Raw genomic sequence first — 16,764 nt, 5'->3', positions numbered from 1 at the left:
TTGGTCACCACGCCCACCGGCAGCAAACGCAAACCGGTCCTGCGCCGGAACCCTGCGGCCACGGCAGATACCGGCACGGGCGCGGTGACAGCCAAGACCGCCCCGGCCACGGGGAAACCTGCTGCCCCGAAGCCCCGGGCTGCCGCGCGCCCCGGCAAACCGCCGTCGCGCACCGAACGCTTCCTGGTCCTCCTGGAGGGCAGCGGGCGCCGGGCCACCGGCTCCAGCTATTACACGATCCTCGGCGCAACCATGGCCCTGACCGCCATTGGCCTGATGATGGTGCTCTCGGCGTCCTCGGTGGAATCCATTGCCGCCGCCGCCGGGAGTGATGCGGGGGCGGCCACCACCTTCGACCTCTTCCTGAAGCAGTCCATGTTCGCTGCTGCGGGTGTCCTCGCCATGCTTGGGCTCTCACGGCTCGGCCCGGCGCAGTACCGCTGGCTGGCCTGGCCCCTGTACGGGCTTGCCGTTTTCCTGCTCATCCTGGTGCTGGCGATCGGCAAGGAAGTCAACGGCAACAAGAACTGGATCGAGATCGGCCCCATCACGGGACAGCCCTCGGAAGCGGCAAAGCTGGCCATGGCCATTTGGTTTGCAGCGGTACTGTCCCGGAAAGGCCGGCTGATCACGGAGTGGAAGCACGCCCTCATTCCGGTGGTCCCCGGCGGCGGGATCCTCATCCTCCTGGTTATGCTCGGCAGCGACCTCGGCACGGTGATCGTGATGGGCCTGATCATGCTCGCGGCCCTGTTCTTCGCCGGTGCGCCGCTGCGTTTCCTGGGCGTCCTGGCCGGCGGCGCAGCTGTCGGGGCGGGACTGATGTCCGTCGTGAGCAGCAACCGCTCCAGCCGGATCAGCGCCTGGCTCCAGCTGGACTGCAGCACAGGCCTCTGCGACCAGGCCAACGCCGGCATGTATGCGCTGGCTTCGGGCGGCTGGCTGGGTCTGGGCCTGGGACAGAGCCGGCAGAAATGGAACTGGATCCCCGAAGCCCACAATGACTTCATCTTCGCCATCATCGGCGAAGAGTTCGGCCTGCTCGGAACACTGGTGGTCGTGAGCCTCTTTGCGGTCCTCGCCGTCGCGACGGTCCGGGTCACCATGCGCCACACGGATCCGTTCATCCGCATTGTCTGCGGCGCGATCCTGGTCTGGATCATCGGGCAGGCGTTCGTGAACATTGCCATGGTGACGGGCCTGCTCCCGGTCATCGGTGTTCCGCTGCCGTTTATTTCCTACGGCGGTTCCTCACTGACCTTCACCCTCGCCGCCGTCGGCGTCCTGCTTTCCTTTGCCCGTAAAATCCCCGAAAGTGAACCAACAGCTCCATGACGCAGCATTCCCTGTCCGTAGTCCTGGCCGGAGGCGGCACCGCCGGGCACATCAGCCCTCTCCTGGCCATTGCAGATGCCGTCACGGCACAACGCCCCGGCACCCGCATCACCGTGGTGGGCACCGCTTCGGGGATGGAAACGCGCCTGGTACCCGCGGCGGGTTATGAGCTGGCCACCATCGACCGGGTACCCATGCCCCGCCGCCCTTCCGGCGACCTGGCCAAACTCCCGGCCCGCCTGGTGCGTGCCGTGCGCCAGGCTGGAGAGATCCTGGACTCCGTACAGGCCGACGCCGTTGTGGGCGTAGGCGGCTACGTCTCCACTCCGGTGTATCTGGCGGCACGCCGCCGCTCCCTTCCGGTGGTCGTGCATGAAGCCAACGCACGCCCCGGACTGGCCAACCGGGTGGGTGCCCGCTTCGCCGCCGTGACCGGCGTGGCCTTCGAATCCACCCGCCTGCCGCGTGCAACCTGGGTCGGGATGCCCATGCGCCGCGAAATCTCCGGCCTCGACCGCGCGGCCGCGCAGGGTGCGGCGCGCTCGGCGCTCGGGCTCGAGCAGGACCGCCCCACCCTGGTGGTGACGGGAGGCTCGTCCGGTGCCGCCAGCATTAACCGCGCCGTCGAGCATGCCCTCCCGGCATTGGCGGCGGCCGGTATCCAGACGCTGCACATCACCGGCCGCGGCAAGTCCCTGCTGGACGCCGCCGGAAAACCGATTGCTGCGCGCGGCTACACCCAGGTGGAGTATGTCGACGGCATGGAGCAGGCCTACGCGGCGGCAGACCTGCTGCTGGCACGCTCCGGCGCAGGGACCGTCTGCGAAATCAGTGCGGTGGGCCTGCCTGCCGTCCTGGTCCCGCTGCCGCACGGTAACGGAGAGCAGGCACTCAATGCCGAAGCACTCGTGGCTGCCGGCGGGGCACTGACGGTTGCCGACAGCCTCTTCACAGCCGAGTGGATTTCCGACAGGCTGATACCTTTGCTGGCCGATCCGGCGGCGCTGGACACCATGTCCAAGGCATCGGCGGCGCTGGGCATCCGCGACGCGGATACCCGGATGGCTGCATTCATCCTCGAAGCAAGCGATAGGTCAAAGGCATGAACCGGCTGAATCCCAGCGACCTGGGCAAGGTCCATTTCATCGGGCTGGGCGGTGCCGGAATGTCGGCCGTTGCCCGGGTACTTTTGGCCCAGGGCATTGAAGTCTCCGGCTCCGATTCCAAGGACTCCCCGGGACTTCGTGCACTCGAAGCGCTGGGGGCAACGGTTTTCGTGGGGCACGACGCCGGCAACGTCGAGGACGTCGACACAGTTGTCATCTCAACGGCTATCCGCGAACAGAACCCGGAACTTGCGCGGGCGCGGGCACGGGGACTGCAGGTCATCCACCGCTCGGTGGCGCTTTCCGCCGCCATGGGGGAGCAGGACCTGGTGGCCGTGGCCGGCACGCACGGCAAGACCACCACTACGGCAATGGTCACCGTGATGCTGCGGGAGGCCGGGCTGGATCCGTCCTTCGCCATCGGCGGCGACGTTGCCGCGCTTGGCGTCAACGCCGCCCACGGCACCGGGCCGGTCTTCGTGGCCGAAGCCGATGAATCCGACGGGTCCTTCCTGAACTACGACCCGCGGATCAGCGTGGTCACCAACGTCGAGGCCGACCACCTGGACTTCTACGGCACGGAGGAGGCGGTCTTCGCGTCCTTCGATGCTTTCACTGCGCTCCTGCCGCAGGACGGACTCCTGGTTGCCTGCGCGGACGACGCCGGTGCGGTAAGCCTTGTCGAGCGCTGTCCCGGCGTACGCACGTCGACCTACGGCTATGCCGCGGACGCGGACGTCCGTGTCTCGGACACCCGCCCGGCCGGTTCCGGTTCCGCCAGCACCCTGCACTTCACGGTCGACGGCCGTGCCGCCGAGGTGCAGCTTGTCCTGCAGGTCCCCGGTACGCACAACATCCTCAACGCGGCAGCCGCGTTCGCCGTTGCCCTGGAACTGGGTGTGGATCCGCAGGCCGCCGCAGCGGGGCTGGGAACATTCTCCGGTGCCGCACGGCGGTTCGAATCCCGCGGCAGCGCGCGTGGCGTGCAGGTCTTTGACGATTACGCCCACCATCCCACCGAGGTGAACGCCGCACTGAAGGCCGCCCGCACGGTGGCCGGAGGGCACCGCGTGCATGTTCTGTTCCAGCCGCACCTGTTCAGCCGGACCCGCAATTTTGCGGCGGAATTTGCCGCAGCACTGGACCTGGCAGATACCGCCACCGTGCTGGACATCTATCCGGCCCGGGAAGATCCGATCGAAGGGGTCACCAGCGAGTTGATCACCTCCCGGCTGCACGTCCCCGGCGGCTATGCCGGGAACCCGGACCGGGCCGTGGCAAAGGTTGCCGACGGCGCCGACGAGGGAGACATCATCCTCACGGTCGGTGCCGGTGACGTCACCGGGCTCGGCGCAGAATTGGTGGCCCGCCTGGCCGCTGTTCCGGCCCGCACGGCTGCCTCTGCCGGGAAAGCCGCCAATGGCCGGTAGGAAGCGCCGGGGGAGCGGCGACGAGATCATTACGGCCACCCGGGCCCTGGACGACGAGCCGGCCTCCGGCAAGCCGGCTGCCGGTTCTTCCGCCGCGCGGCCTGCCGCGGGTACGGCTCCGGGGAAACCGGTGCGGAACTCGGATCGGAAGCGGGCGGGCGCTTCGGCCGGCAAGGTTTCGAATCGTAAGGCTTCGGCCGGCAAGGCTTCGGACCGCACCGCAGGTGACAACGACTCCGCGGACAAATCCCAGGCAGCTGCCGGAACCGGCGGAAGCACTGCCGGAACGGTCCTGGCCTTCCCTGAACCCCCCGGGCGCCGGCGCCGCAGGGCGGCCTGGATCACGCTCGGGTCGGCCTTGTCCGTGACAGCCCTGTTTTTTGCCCTGCTGTTTTTCTCACCGGTGCTTGCCCTGAAGACGGTTGTGGTCGAGGGGACCTCCCTGCTGCCGCGCGAGCAGGCCGAAGCAGCGCTGGAACCGTTGAAGGGGCAGACCCTGCCCACTATCTCCGACGCCGACGTGGAAGGGCTGCTGAAGGACCGTCCGGAAATCGAAAAGGTCGAGGTGGCTGCCCAGCCTCCGTCAACCCTGGTGGTTACGGTTACCGAACGCGTTCCCGTTGCCGTGCTGCAGGACGGCGCCGCGCATGTCCTCATCGACGAGGAGGGCCGCAGGCTAGCCGTAGCGGCGGACCGGGCGGCGGTACCCCTGCCGCTTATCGCCGGGGGAAGCGAGGCCATCAAAGCCCAGGTTTTCCCCAGCATCACGGCTGTGCTGGCCGCGCTGCCGCCGGAGGTGCTGGGGCGGCTGGAAAATGCTTCCGCCCAGACGGTGGACTCGGTTGAGCTGAAGCTCAACAGCGGGCAGACAGTATTCTGGGGGAGTGCCGACGCCAACGAGGCAAAGGCGCGCGTGCTTGAGGCGCTCCTGAAGATGGAACCGTCGGATCCGCCGGTGCGGGTCTACGATGTGAGTACTCCCGACCGTCCGGTAACACGTTGACCGGATCCCGTTTGCCTCGGGGGAATCCCTGGGGAAAATTCCGGGGGATCCCGGGGCGCCAACGGTGTCGGAGCCGGGGCAGTGAGGAAAGATTCCGCCGACACGCGGGGCCGGTATTTGCGGAAGCGGCGCTGGCCCCATAGCGTCTCAAGTAATGGATTACTTGACATAACTATAACCCTCAACTAGAGGGTTAGGGTTTGTCGGTTCAAGGTTTTCGGCCGGGCGTCCAGTGGGAATCTCCGGGATTCTGCTGGAAACCACGGGGGCGTCGGCGGCCGGGAACCGGTCTGCATGCAGGCCGGTTCGTAAGACACACGCAGCTGCAGAAAGCAGGCAGTTGTGAAAAACATAAAGTTGCAGAGATTCGAACAAGGGACACAGGACGTGGCAGCACCGCAGAATTACTTGGCCGTCATCAAGGTCGTCGGCATCGGCGGCGGTGGCGTGAACGCCGTAAACCGGATGATCGATGTAGGCCTCCGCGGCGTGGAGTTCATCGCCATCAACACCGATGCACAGGCACTGCTGATGAGCGACGCCGACGTCAAGCTCGACGTCGGCCGCGAACTCACGCGTGGCCTGGGCGCCGGCGCTGATCCCGAGGTTGGCCGCAAGGCCGCCGAGGACCACGCCGAGGAGATCGAGGAAGTCCTCCGCGGAGCGGACATGGTCTTCGTGACCGCCGGCGAAGGCGGCGGAACGGGTACCGGCGGCGCGCCCGTCGTCGCCCGGATCGCGCGTTCACTCGGCGCACTGACCATCGGCGTTGTGACCCGCCCCTTCACCTTCGAAGGCCGGCGCCGCTCCAACCAGGCCGAATCCGGTATCGATACGCTGCGCGACGAAGTCGACACGCTTATCGTCATCCCGAATGACCGCCTGCTGTCGATCAGCGACCGCAACGTCTCCATGCTGGATGCCTTCCGCTCTGCGGACCAGGTGCTCCTCTCCGGCGTTCAGGGCATCACCGACCTGATCACCACTCCGGGCCTGATCAACCTCGACTTCGCCGATGTGAAGTCCGTTATGCAGGGTGCCGGTTCGGCGCTCATGGGTATCGGTTCGGCCCGCGGCGAGGACCGTGCAGTCAAGGCTGCGGAGCTGGCAATAGCTTCGCCGCTGCTTGAAGCCTCGATCGACGGCGCACACGGCGTGCTGCTGTCCATCCAGGGCGGCTCCGACCTCGGCCTGTTCGAGATCAACGAGGCTGCGCGCCTGGTCCAGGAAGTTGCCCACCCCGAAGCCAACATCATCTTCGGTGCCGTCATTGACGACGCCCTGGGTGACGAAGCGCGGGTTACCGTTATCGCTGCAGGCTTCGACCAGGTGGATGTCACCTCGCAGCCGGCGCAGCACAAGCCTGCCGAGCCCGCCGCGCCGCCTGCCTCGGCAGCAGCTGCCGGCGGCTTCGGAGCTGCCGCACCGGCGTCCGCCGGCCTGTCGGCCTGGTCCCAGCGGTCGCACCAGCACAGCGATGTCCCCGCCGACGCCGGCTTCGACATCGATCTTCCGGCAGTAGTGGAATCCGATTTGTCCACCGGCCGTCCGGATGACCTGGACGTGCCGGACTTCCTCAAGTAGGAAGCCGGACAGCAGAAAAGCAGGAACAGCAGAGAAAGAACGGCTGAGCATGACGGCGGGGTTGTCCCGGATGTTTTGGTGGCACCAACAGGTTGGCGACAACCTGGAGGTTGGCTTCACCAACACATCTGCGGGCAACCTCGCTTTGCATGTGGGGGATGACCCGGACGCGGTCTTGAGGCGGCGTGCGGAGCTCGAGTCGGTGATGGGTGTCCGGCCCGGATCCCTGCGCTTTATGAACCAGATCCATTCAGCGTCGGTTGCAGAGGCCGCAGGCCCCGGCTGCGCTGCTCCCACAGCGGACGGCTTAATCAGCCTCGACGGCGCCGCCCCTCTCGCGGTTATGGTTGCCGATTGCGTGCCCGTCCTCCTGGCCGGCGCCGGCCCGGAAGGAATGCCGGTTACAGCCGCCGTGCACGCCGGCCGCCGCGGCCTGCTGGACAACATCCTGCCCGAAGCGGTGGAACGGATGCGGGCCGCCGGCGGAACGGCGCTTCGGGCCTGGATTGGCCCCTGCGTCTGCGGGCGGTGCTACGAGGTGCCGGCCGATATGCACGCTGAGTCGGCGGCCCTGCTGCCGGCGACGGCGGCTACCACCCGCACCGGCACCCCCGCCCTTGACCTTCCAGCGGGAGCCGAGGCCCAGCTCGCAGGCCTGGGCGTCGCCGTGGAGCGCATCGCTGGCTGCACGCTGGAAAACGACCAGTTGTTCTCCCACCGCCGGGACCCGGCATCCGGGCGCTTTGCCGGCGTGATCTGGCGGCGTTCCTGACTGCTGAAGTTCCTGGCTGCTGAAGCAGGCGCACTACGGGCCTGGGACGGCCGGAGATAATGGAAAGACCATGACATCACTATCCGAATTACCTTCCCGTGCCGATGAACTTCGCGACCGGCTGCAGCGCGTCCGGAACCGCATCGCGGCGGCAGGGCGCCCGGCCGGTGCCGCGGAGCCGCATCTGATCGTGGTCACCAAGTACTTTCCCGCCTCCGACGTCGAAATCCTCGCGGAACTGGGTGTGCGGGAGGTTGGAGAGAACAAGGACCAGGAAGCCGCGGCAAAGGCTGCCGGGCTGGCGCACCTGGACCTGGCCTGGCATTTCATCGGCCAGTTGCAGTCCAATAAGGCGAAATCGGTGGTCCGCTACGCAGCCTCCGTACATTCGGTGGACCGCCCTTCCCTGGTCACCGCCCTCGGCAGGGCGATGGCAGCCGAGCAGCAGCGCCGTGACGGAGAAGGGCGCCCCCCGCGTGCCGACCTGTCCTGTTTCCTGCAGGTGGAACTGCGTTCGGACGCTGCACGGGCCGCAGACCCCGGACGAGGGGGAGCCCTGCCTGCGGATCTGGCGATGCTCGCCGACGCCGTCGCCGGGACCCCGGGACTGGTCCTGTCCGGCCTGATGGCCGTGGCACCGCTGGACCAGGACGCGAGCGGGGCATTTGCCCGCCTCCGGGAGCTTTCGGACCAGTTGCGGGCCGACCATCCGGACGCCCGAAGCATCTCTGCCGGCATGAGCTCGGACCTCGAAGCAGCCGCCGCCCACGGGGCGACACACCTGAGGATCGGGTCCGATGTTCTGGGCGCGCGCCCGCCGGTACGGTAGCGTCAAAGTACGAACACCATACAGCCGCCGCGCAGCACCCTGCAGTACCGTGCAGTACCAGTACAGTAATGGGCAGCTAGGCGTTGAAGGATTAAGAGGAGCAACCATGGCTGGCGCAATGCGCAGGACAATGATCTACCTTGGGCTCGCCGACGGTGACGAGCACTACGAGTCCGAACAGCGGCACCTGCGGGAAGCCCCTGCCCGGGAGGAAGACTTTGCTCCCGTCCATGAGCCCGATGAGGAGGCGCCGGAGGCGGTTCCCGCCCCTGTCGTCCGCAATGCAGTGGAGGAGTACCGCGCACCCGTGACACCCATCAAGCGTGCCCCGTCGTCCCGCGAGGACGTGTCCGGCCTGCGCCAGATCACCACCGTCCACCCCCGCTCGTACAACGACGCCAAGATTATCGGTGAGAGCTTCCGTGACGGCATTCCCGTCATCATGAATGTCACCGACATGGGTGAAGCGGACGCGAAGCGCCTGGTCGATTTCTCCGCCGGCCTCGTTTTCGGCCTGCGCGGTAGCATTGAGCGTGTCACCAACAAGGTGTTCCTGCTCTCGCCTTCCTACGTCGAGGTCCTGGGCGATGACAAGAAGATCAGCGAATCACAGTCAACATTCTTCAACCAGAGCTAACGTGGTCCCGTACCGACGGGCCGCGGGGGCTGCCGACCGACTTCCGGAAATGAAACCCTGCGCGTGAATATCATTCTTCCCCTGGTGTACCTGGTGCTGGTGCTCTTCCAGTTGGCACTGATCCTGCGGATCGTGTACGACGCCGTGCAGATGTTTGCCCGGCAGTGGCGCCCCAAGGGGCCCGCGCTTGTGCTCGCCACCGGCGTGTACGGTGTGACGGACCCGCCCGTCCGGCTGTTCAGGCGCGTGATCCCGCCGCTGCGCCTCGGCGGAGTGGCACTGGACCTGGCGTTCCTGGTCCTGTTTATCCTCGTATCGATCCTCACGCAGATTGTTGTCGGCGTCGCGCTCTAACGCTCCGCGCCGCAGGGGTCCGGTTAGTTTTCGGAAACCAAACGATATAGTGTGAAGCCGAATACAAACCTGCATTTTTGTATGTCCGTAATTCTCTACGTAGAACCGCCTGCTTGACTCGCAGGCGAATCTTATAATCCAGTATGAGGTGACCAGATGGCTCTGACGCCAGAAGATGTTGTCAACAAGCGGTTCCAGCCGACCAAGTTCCGGGAAGGCTATGACCAGGACGAAGTCGATGACTTCCTCGACGAGATCGTGGTGGAACTGCGCCGGCTGAACTCCGAAAACGAAGATCTCCGCAGCCAGCTGGCTGCAGCAGCGACCGGAGGGTCCGCCGCATCGGCTGACTCCTCGATCCCCGCTCCGGTAGCGGCCGCGCCGAAGGTCGAAAAGGTTCCGGAAGAGCCCAAGCCCGAGCCGAAGGTTGAAGCTCCGGTGGTTGAAGAGCGTCCGGCACCCGTCGAGGCCAAGCCGGAGCCCGCACCGGCTCCCGCCGCCAGCAACACGGACACCGCCGCAGGCATCCTGGCCATGGCCCAGAAGATGCACGACGAGTACGTCGGAGCCGGTGTGGAACAGCGCGACAAGATCATCGCCGAAGCGCAGATCGAAGCCAGCGGCCTCGTCACTGACGCCCAGGAGAAGAGCCGCAAGATCCTCAGCACCCTGGAACAGCAGAAGGCTGTCCTGGAGCGTAAGGTCGAGCAGCTGCGCGGCTTCGAGCGTGACTACCGCTCACGCCTGAAGGCTTACATCGAAGGCCAGCTGCGTGACCTGGATGCACGCGGTTCCGTCGCTTCGGAAACCGCCGACGCGTAATTGCCTCCGGCACGGCTCTCCTGGACGATCGGTTAAACTGATGTACAGGCAGCAGCCGGGAATTCGAAGTTGAGCAAATTCAGAAGTTGAACAATGCAGAAGTTTTGCACCAGCTGAATAACAACACCTAAGGGCCGGAGGCCGGGTCACCCCGGCCGCCGGCCCTTGGGTTTTTGCGTACGGCCGCCGGCTCGACCCGCATTTCCAGCCTGCACCTCACATTCCAGCCGGCATTCCAATCACGAAAGCACCATGACTCCTTCCTCACCGCAGACGCCGGACAGCACCGGAGCCGGCACCGGCCGCGCCCGAAGGGGCGTGCCCGCCTTCATCATGCTCGCCCTGGCGGCCGCCGCCGTCGTCTTCGACCAGCTCACCAAACTGTGGGTTGTGCGAACCATGACCGAGGGCCAGGTGATCGACGTCCTGCCGCCGGTCCTGCGCTGGCACTTCATCCGCAACCCCGGGGCCGCCTTTTCCATCGGCACCGACTACACCTGGGTGTTCACGATCATCATGGTGCTGGTCTCCGGGTTCCTGGTCTACCTGATGTTCCGGGTCCGGTCCCTGGCCTGGGCAACCGCCCTGGGCCTGGTATTGGGCGGTGCCCTGGGCAACCTGACCGACCGGCTCTTCCGCGAGCCGTCCTTCGGCCAGGGCCACGTGGTGGACTTTATTGCCCTCCCGAACTTCGCGATCTTCAATATTGCCGACTCCTGCGTGGTCTGCGGCGTGATTCTTGTCTGCCTGCTGACCCTGAGGGGAATCGGCATTGACGGGGTCCGCACCCCGTCCGGCAAGACAGTTTCCACCGAGCAGCGCAATGACGACGAGGCAACACGATGAACGAGCTCCACACAGTATTTGCAGTCCCCGAGGAAGCCGACGGCAAGCGGGCCGACGCCGTAGTGGCAGGCCTGCTCGACGTCTCCCGCTCCGTCGCGGCCACCTGGTGCACGGACGGCTACTTCAGTTCCAACGGCCGGGTGCTGACGAAATCCGACAAGCTGCACGCCGGCCAGGAAATCACCGCAGACGTCCCGGAACAGCGGGACCCGCTGGCCGTCGTCGTCGAGCCCGTTGATGACCTGCTGATCCTGGCCGACGACGAGCACTTTGTGGTGATCGACAAGCCCGTCGGCGTTGCCGCGCATCCCTCGCCCGGCTGGGTGGGGCCGACGGTCGTCGGCGCGCTGGCCGCTGCCGGCTACCGGATTTCCACTTCCGGCGCCCCCGAGCGGCAGGGTATTGTCCACCGGCTCGACGTCGGCACCTCCGGAGTCATGGTGGTTGCCAAGACCGAGCGCGCCTACACGCTGCTGAAGCAGGCCTTCAAGGACCGCACAGTGGACAAGATGTACCACGCGGTGGTCCAGGGCCTGCCCGACCCGCTCAAGGGCACCATCGACGCTCCGATCGGCCGGCACCCCGGCTATGACTGGCGTTTCGCCGTAGTCGAGGGCGGCCGGCCGTCGGTGACGCACTACGAGGTCCTGGAAGCTTTCGGCAAGGCGTCACTGGTGGAGGTGCACCTGGAAACGGGACGCACCCACCAGATCCGTGTCCACTTCTCAGCCCTGCGCCACCCCTGCGCCGGCGACCTCACCTACGGCGCGGATGCGAAGCTGGCGGCGGAGCTCGGGCTGACCCGGCAGTGGCTGCATGCCCGGAAACTGGGCTTCACGCACCCCGCCACCGGGGAGTACGTGGAGTTCACCAGCGAGTACCCGCAGGACCTGCAGTACGCCGTCGACGCCCTCCGCAGCGGCGAAGTCTAGGCCTGCCGGAGAGCCGCGGCACACCGGCTTCCGGCCCGGCGCGGCGGCGTCCGACACGCCGCGGGCCGGGGCCTAGAATGTACAGGTGGCTTCTGCAACTAGTACGTCGAAATCGTTTGTCCATCTTCACAACCACACCGAATATTCGATGCTCGACGGGGCTGCCCGGCTGACGGATCTGTTCAGCCACGCCGACGAGCTGGGCATGAACGCCCTGGCAACCACCGACCACGGTTTCGTGTTCGGCGCCTTCGACTTCTGGAACAAGGCCCGCAGTGCCGGCATTAAACCGATCATCGGGGTGGAGGCCTACCTGACCCCCGGGACGGCACGCCGGGACAAGACCCGCGTGAAGTGGGGCGACGGCGGCCGCAACGACGTGTCCGGCGCCGGTGCCTACACCCACATGACCATGTGGGCGGAGAGCACCGAAGGGATGCACAACCTCTTCCGGATGTCTTCCCTGGCATCACTCGAGGGGTACCTCTACAAGCCCCGCATGGACCGGGACCTGCTGCAGACCTACGGCAAGGGGCTGATCGCCACCACCGGCTGCCCCTCCGGCGAAGTCCAGACCAAGCTGCGCCTGGGGCTGTACCGGGAAGCCGTCCAGGCGGCGTCGGACTTCCGTGACATCTTCGGGCCGGAAAACTTCTTCTGCGAGCTGATGGACCACGGGCTGGACATTGAGCGCAATGTGCAGGCGGACCTGATCAAACTGGCCCGCGAGCTGCAGCTGCCCCTGGTGGCCACCAACGACCTGCACTACACCCACGCCGAAGACGCCTCTGCGCATGCGGCGCTGCTGTGCGTGCAGTCCGGCTCCTCACTGGCCGACCCCAAGCGCTTCAAGTTCGACGCCGACGAGTTCTACCTCAAGTCCCCGGACGAAATGCGGGCCATCTTCCGCGACCACCCGGATGCGTGCGACAACACCCTGCTCATCGCCGAGCGCTGCGACGTCGAATTCAATACCAAGGCTAACTACATGCCGCGCTTCCCGACTCCGGAGGGGGAGAACGAGGAGTCCTGGTTCGTCAAGGAAGTCGAAGCCGGACTGCACCGCCGCTACCCGAACGGGATCAGCGACGCCGTGCGCAAGCGTGCCGACTACGAAGTGGGCATCATCGCCCAGATGGGCTTCCCGGGCTACTTCCTCGTGGTGGCCGACTTCATCAACTGGGCCAAGGAAAACGGAATCCGTGTCGGCCCCGGCCGCGGCTCCGGTGCCGGCTCAATGGCCGCCTACGCGATGGGCATCACCGACCTGGACCCGCTGCAGCACGGCCTGATCTTCGAGCGCTTCCTGAACCCGGACCGCGTCTCCATGCCTGACTTCGACGTCGACTTCGATGATCGGCGCCGCTCCGAAGTGATCCACTACGTCACGGAGAAGTACGGCGACGAGCGCGTTGCCATGATCGTCACCTACGGCACCATCAAAGCCAAGCAGGCCCTGAAGGACTCCTCCCGCGTGATGGGCTACCCCTTCTCGGTTGGAGAACGCCTGACCAAGGCGATGCCGCCGGACGTGATGGGCAAAGGCCTGTCCCTGGCTGACGTGCACAATAAGGAAGCCAAGCGCTACGGGGAGGCCGAGGAGCTGCGCGAACTGCTGCGCACTGACCCGGATTCCCAGCGTGTGTTCGAGACCGCGCTGGGACTTGAAGGCCTCAAGCGCCAGTGGGGCGTGCATGCCGCCGGCGTGATCATGTCCTCCGATCCGCTGATCGACATCATCCCGATCATGCGCCGCGAGCAGGACGGGCAGGTCATCACGCAGTTCGATTACCCCACCTGCGAAGGCCTGGGGCTGATCAAGATGGACTTCCTCGGGCTTCGAAACCTGACGATCGTCTCCGACGCGGTGGAGAACATCAAGAACAACCGCGGCGAGGACCTGGTCCTGGAAGACCTGCCGCTGGATTTGAAGGAAGCCTACGACCTTCTTGCCAGCGGTGACACGCTGGGCGTGTTCCAGCTCGACGGCGGGCCGATGCGGTCGCTGCTCAAGAGCATGCGTCCGGATAACTTTGAAGATATCTCCGCTGTCATCGCCCTGTACCGTCCGGGTCCCATGGGTGCGAACTCACACACGAACTACGCCCTGCGCAAGACCGGCCAGCAGGAAATCACCCCGATCCACCCGGAGCTCGAGGAACCGCTCGCGGAAATCCTGAACACCACCTACGGCCTGATTGTGTATCAGGAGCAGGTTATGGCCATCGCCCAGAAGGTGGCAGGCTTCAGCCTGGGCCAGGCAGATATTCTCCGCCGTGCCATGGGCAAGAAAAAGAAGTCCGAACTGGATAAGCAGTACGCCGGTTTCCACCAGGGCATGGTCGACCGCGGCTACTCCGAAGCGGCCATCAAGGCGCTCTGGGACATCCTGCTCCCATTCTCCGACTACGCCTTCAACAAGGCGCACTCCGCGGCCTACGGCGTCGTCTCCTACTGGACCGCCTACCTGAAGGCCCAGTATCCGGCCGAGTACATGGCGGCCCTGCTCACCTCCGTGGGTGACGACAAGGACAAGCTGGCCATGTACCTGAACGAGTGCCGGAAGATGGGCATCACGGTCCTGCCGCCGGACGTGAACGAGTCCTCGGTGAACTTCACCCCTGTGGGCAAGGACATCCGCTTCGGCATGGGCGCCATCCGCAACGTCGGCACCAACGTGGTCCAGGCCATGGTGGCCGCCCGTGAGGAGAAGGGCGCGTACACCAACTTCAAGGACTTCCTGATGAAGGTGCCGGCGGTGGTCTGCAACAAGCGGACCATCGAATCGCTGATCAAGGCGGGGGCCTTCGACTCGATGGGCCATGCGCGGCGTCCGCTGGCAATGATCCACGAAGAAGCGATCGACTCGGTGGTGGTGCTCAAGCGCAACGAGGCCGTGGGCCAGTTCGACCTCTTCGCCGCCATCTCCGACCAGGAGCCGGAGGACTCGATCAGCATCGACATCCCGGACCTGCCGGAGTGGGAAAAGAAGGACAAGCTTTCCTTCGAACGCGACATGCTCGGGCTTTACGTCTCCGACCATCCGCTGCAGGGCCTGGAAGGCATCCTCAGCCAGCACGCGGACTCCACGATTACCAACATCGTGGGGGAGGAAGGCCCGCCCGACGGCGCCATCGTCACGATTGCGGGCATGATCACCTCGCTGCAGCGGCGCATCGCCAAGAACAGCGGCAATGCGTATGCCCGCTGCGAGATCGAGGACCTCGCCGGGTCCATGGAAGTGATGTTCTTCGGGCAGGTGTACGGGCCGATTGCCGCGGTCCTGGCCGAGGACCTGATTGTGGTGGTCCGCGGCCGGCTCCAGCGGCGCGACGACGGCGCCGTGACGCTGAACGCGCAGGAACTGACCGTTCCGGACCTCAGCGAGGGCCATTCCGGTCCCGTGGTGATTTCCATGGCCACGTACAAGGCCACGGAAACCGTGGTGTCCCAGCTGGGCGACGTTCTCCGGACGCATCCGGGTACCTCGGAGGTGCAGATCCGGCTCAACGGGTCCCGCACCGTGGAGGTGATGAAGCTGGGCGTGGACATGCGGGTGAACCCCACGCCGTCGTTGTTCGGTGACCTGAAGGTGCTGCTCGGCCCGGCCTGCCTCGACGCATAGCCGTGCATAGCGAGGTCCCGGGTGCCCGTCCGGCCGCCCTGCTTGGCGAAACAATCAGGCGGACCGGAAACGGTGCTGGGTAGACTAGAGGTGTGAATTCTCCCAGCCCCGCAGCCGCCTTTGACTCCTTCCGCACCATCGACCTGCGCGGACAGCATCACAGTCCCGCCGAGCTGAAGAGCGCCATGCCGCGCGCCGAGACCACGTTCGACGCCGCGTCCGACGCCGTCGAGGCCATCATCACGGACGTCCGCACGCGCGGGTTCACTGCGCTGACAGAACTGGCACAGCGGTTCGACGGCGTTGAACAGCAGCAGGTGCGGGTGCCTGCGGAGGCATTGGACTCCGCGCTCGAGCAGCTGGATCCCGCAGTCCGGACGGCCCTGGAAACGGCGATTGAACGGACCCGGATCTTTGCGCAGGCCCAGCGGCCCGCAGACGCCGACGTCGAAATCCGTCCCGGCGCGGTGCTGACGCAGAAGTGGGTGCCGGTCTCGCGCGTGGGGCTCTACGTTCCGGGCGGCCTGGCCGTGTACCCGTCCTCGGTGGTAATGAATGTGGTGCCGGCGCAGGCAGCCGGGGTCGCCTCCCTGGCAGTGGCCTCCCCGCCGCAGAAGGAATTCGGCGGACTGCCGCACCCCACCATCCTGGCTGCCGCGAAACTGCTGGGCATTACCGAGGTGTACGCCGTGGGCGGCGCCCAGGCCATTGCAGCTTTTGCCTACGGTGTGCAGGCGGACGCCGGCAACCCCGCCATCCTGCCGGTGGATGTGGTGACCGGTCCCGGCAACGTTTTCGTGGCCACCGCCAAGCGGCTGGTCAAGGGAGTGGTGGGCATTGATTCCGAAGCCGGTCCCACCGAGATCATGGTCCTGGCCGATGAGACGGCCGATGCGCGGCTGGTGGCAGCGGACCTGATCAGCCAGGCCGAGCATGATCCCAATGCCGGGTCGGTCCTGGTCACCGCTTCGGAGCAACTTGCCGGGGACGTCCGTGCGGAACTGGCACGCCAGGTCCCGGACACCAAGCACAGCGAACGGGTGCGTACGGCTCTTTCGGGTGCCCAGTCCGGCGTGATCCTTGTCGACGGGCTGGAGCAGGGTATTGCCGTCTGTGACGCCTACGCCGCCGAGCACCTGGAGATCCAGACGGCCGACGCCGAGGCAGTGGCGGCACGGATCCGCAGCGCCGGGGCGATCTTCGTGGGGGACTACAGTCCCGTCAGCCTGGGCGACTACTGCGCCGGTTCCAACCATGTGCTGCCCACCGGCGGGACGGCGGCCTTCTCCTCGGGCCTGAACACAACCACTTTCATGCGGGCCATCCAGATGGTCAACTACAACCGCGAAGCCCTGGAAGAAGTCAGCGCCGATATCGTGGCGCTCTCGCGGGCCGAGGACCTGCCGGCGCACGGCGACGCGGTCAGCATCCGCTTCGAGTAGCGCGCGGGTCAGGACCGGCGGTCCGGTTTGGTGCGGGGCCCGTGCGG

Annotated in this window: 14 protein-coding genes; all 14 read left to right on the top strand. The window is 66.1% G+C overall.

Going from position 1 to position 16,764, the window contains the following annotated elements; genetic code table 11:
* The 14 genes from ftsW to hisD all read left to right on the top strand — a co-directional run bounded on the left by ftsW (window position 1) and on the right by hisD (window position 16,717).
* A complete protein-coding gene (gene ftsW, locus LOC60_RS15435) occupies window positions 1-1,335 on the top strand; it encodes a putative lipid II flippase FtsW (protein WP_230026544.1) in 1,335 nt (444 codons plus the stop codon).
* A complete protein-coding gene (murG, locus tag LOC60_RS15430; RefSeq protein ID WP_230026543.1) occupies window positions 1,332-2,441 on the top strand; it encodes an undecaprenyldiphospho-muramoylpentapeptide beta-N-acetylglucosaminyltransferase in 1,110 nt (369 codons plus the stop codon). Before ftsW ends, murG begins: the two co-directional genes overlap by 4 nt.
* Window positions 2,438-3,871, top strand: coding sequence for a UDP-N-acetylmuramate--L-alanine ligase (murC, locus tag LOC60_RS15425; protein WP_230026542.1), 1,434 nt, complete (start codon window positions 2,438-2,440; stop codon window positions 3,869-3,871). Before murG ends, murC begins: the two co-directional genes overlap by 4 nt.
* A complete protein-coding gene (locus LOC60_RS15420) occupies window positions 3,861-4,874 on the top strand; it encodes a cell division protein FtsQ/DivIB (RefSeq protein ID WP_230026540.1) in 1,014 nt (337 codons plus the stop codon). Before murC ends, LOC60_RS15420 begins: the two co-directional genes overlap by 11 nt.
* A gap of 387 nt (window positions 4,875-5,261) precedes the next feature.
* Entirely contained in the window at window positions 5,262-6,458 is a 1,197-nt protein-coding gene (gene ftsZ, locus LOC60_RS15415) for a cell division protein FtsZ (RefSeq protein WP_230026539.1), read from the top strand.
* Window positions 6,459-6,507: 49 nt separating this feature from the next.
* Complete coding sequence (locus tag LOC60_RS15410) at window positions 6,508-7,230, top strand: polyphenol oxidase family protein (protein ID WP_331460842.1); 723 nt, start codon at window positions 6,508-6,510, stop codon at window positions 7,228-7,230.
* A gap of 70 nt (window positions 7,231-7,300) precedes the next feature.
* Entirely contained in the window at window positions 7,301-8,059 is a 759-nt protein-coding gene (locus LOC60_RS15405; protein ID WP_230026538.1) for a YggS family pyridoxal phosphate-dependent enzyme, read from the top strand.
* A 106-nt stretch (window positions 8,060-8,165) separates the two neighbouring features.
* Entirely contained in the window at window positions 8,166-8,696 is a 531-nt protein-coding gene (locus LOC60_RS15400; protein WP_227922587.1) for a cell division protein SepF, read from the top strand.
* A gap of 63 nt (window positions 8,697-8,759) precedes the next feature.
* The gene (locus LOC60_RS15395; protein WP_230026537.1) at window positions 8,760-9,050 is read left to right on the top strand and encodes a YggT family protein; all 291 of its coding nucleotides are present in this window, start codon (window positions 8,760-8,762) and stop codon (window positions 9,048-9,050) included.
* A 156-nt stretch (window positions 9,051-9,206) separates the two neighbouring features.
* Window positions 9,207-9,872, top strand: coding sequence for a DivIVA domain-containing protein (locus tag LOC60_RS15390; RefSeq protein WP_230026536.1), 666 nt, complete (start codon window positions 9,207-9,209; stop codon window positions 9,870-9,872).
* Between the two features lie 252 nt (window positions 9,873-10,124).
* Complete coding sequence (gene lspA / locus LOC60_RS15385) at window positions 10,125-10,718, top strand: signal peptidase II (RefSeq protein ID WP_230026534.1); 594 nt, start codon at window positions 10,125-10,127, stop codon at window positions 10,716-10,718.
* The gene (locus LOC60_RS15380; RefSeq protein ID WP_230026533.1) at window positions 10,715-11,650 is read left to right on the top strand and encodes an RluA family pseudouridine synthase; all 936 of its coding nucleotides are present in this window, start codon (window positions 10,715-10,717) and stop codon (window positions 11,648-11,650) included. The genes lspA and LOC60_RS15380 overlap by 4 nt, the downstream gene beginning before the upstream one ends.
* An 85-nt stretch (window positions 11,651-11,735) precedes the next feature.
* Window positions 11,736-15,275 (top strand): DNA polymerase III subunit alpha, encoded by a 3,540-nt coding sequence (gene dnaE, locus LOC60_RS15375; RefSeq protein ID WP_331460841.1) that lies wholly within the window; start codon window positions 11,736-11,738, stop codon window positions 15,273-15,275.
* 92 nt (window positions 15,276-15,367) lie between these two features.
* Window positions 15,368-16,717 carry a histidinol dehydrogenase gene (hisD, locus tag LOC60_RS15370; RefSeq protein ID WP_230026532.1) on the top strand — a complete coding sequence of 450 codons (1,350 nt, stop codon included), beginning with the start codon at window positions 15,368-15,370 and terminating at the stop codon, window positions 16,715-16,717.
* The last annotated feature ends 47 nt before the right edge of the window (window positions 16,718-16,764 follow it).

This window comes from Arthrobacter sp. zg-Y769, assembly GCF_020907405.1.
Lineage (GTDB): Bacteria > Actinomycetota > Actinomycetes > Actinomycetales > Micrococcaceae > Arthrobacter_B.
This window is presented reverse-complemented; position numbering and strand designations above follow the sequence as displayed.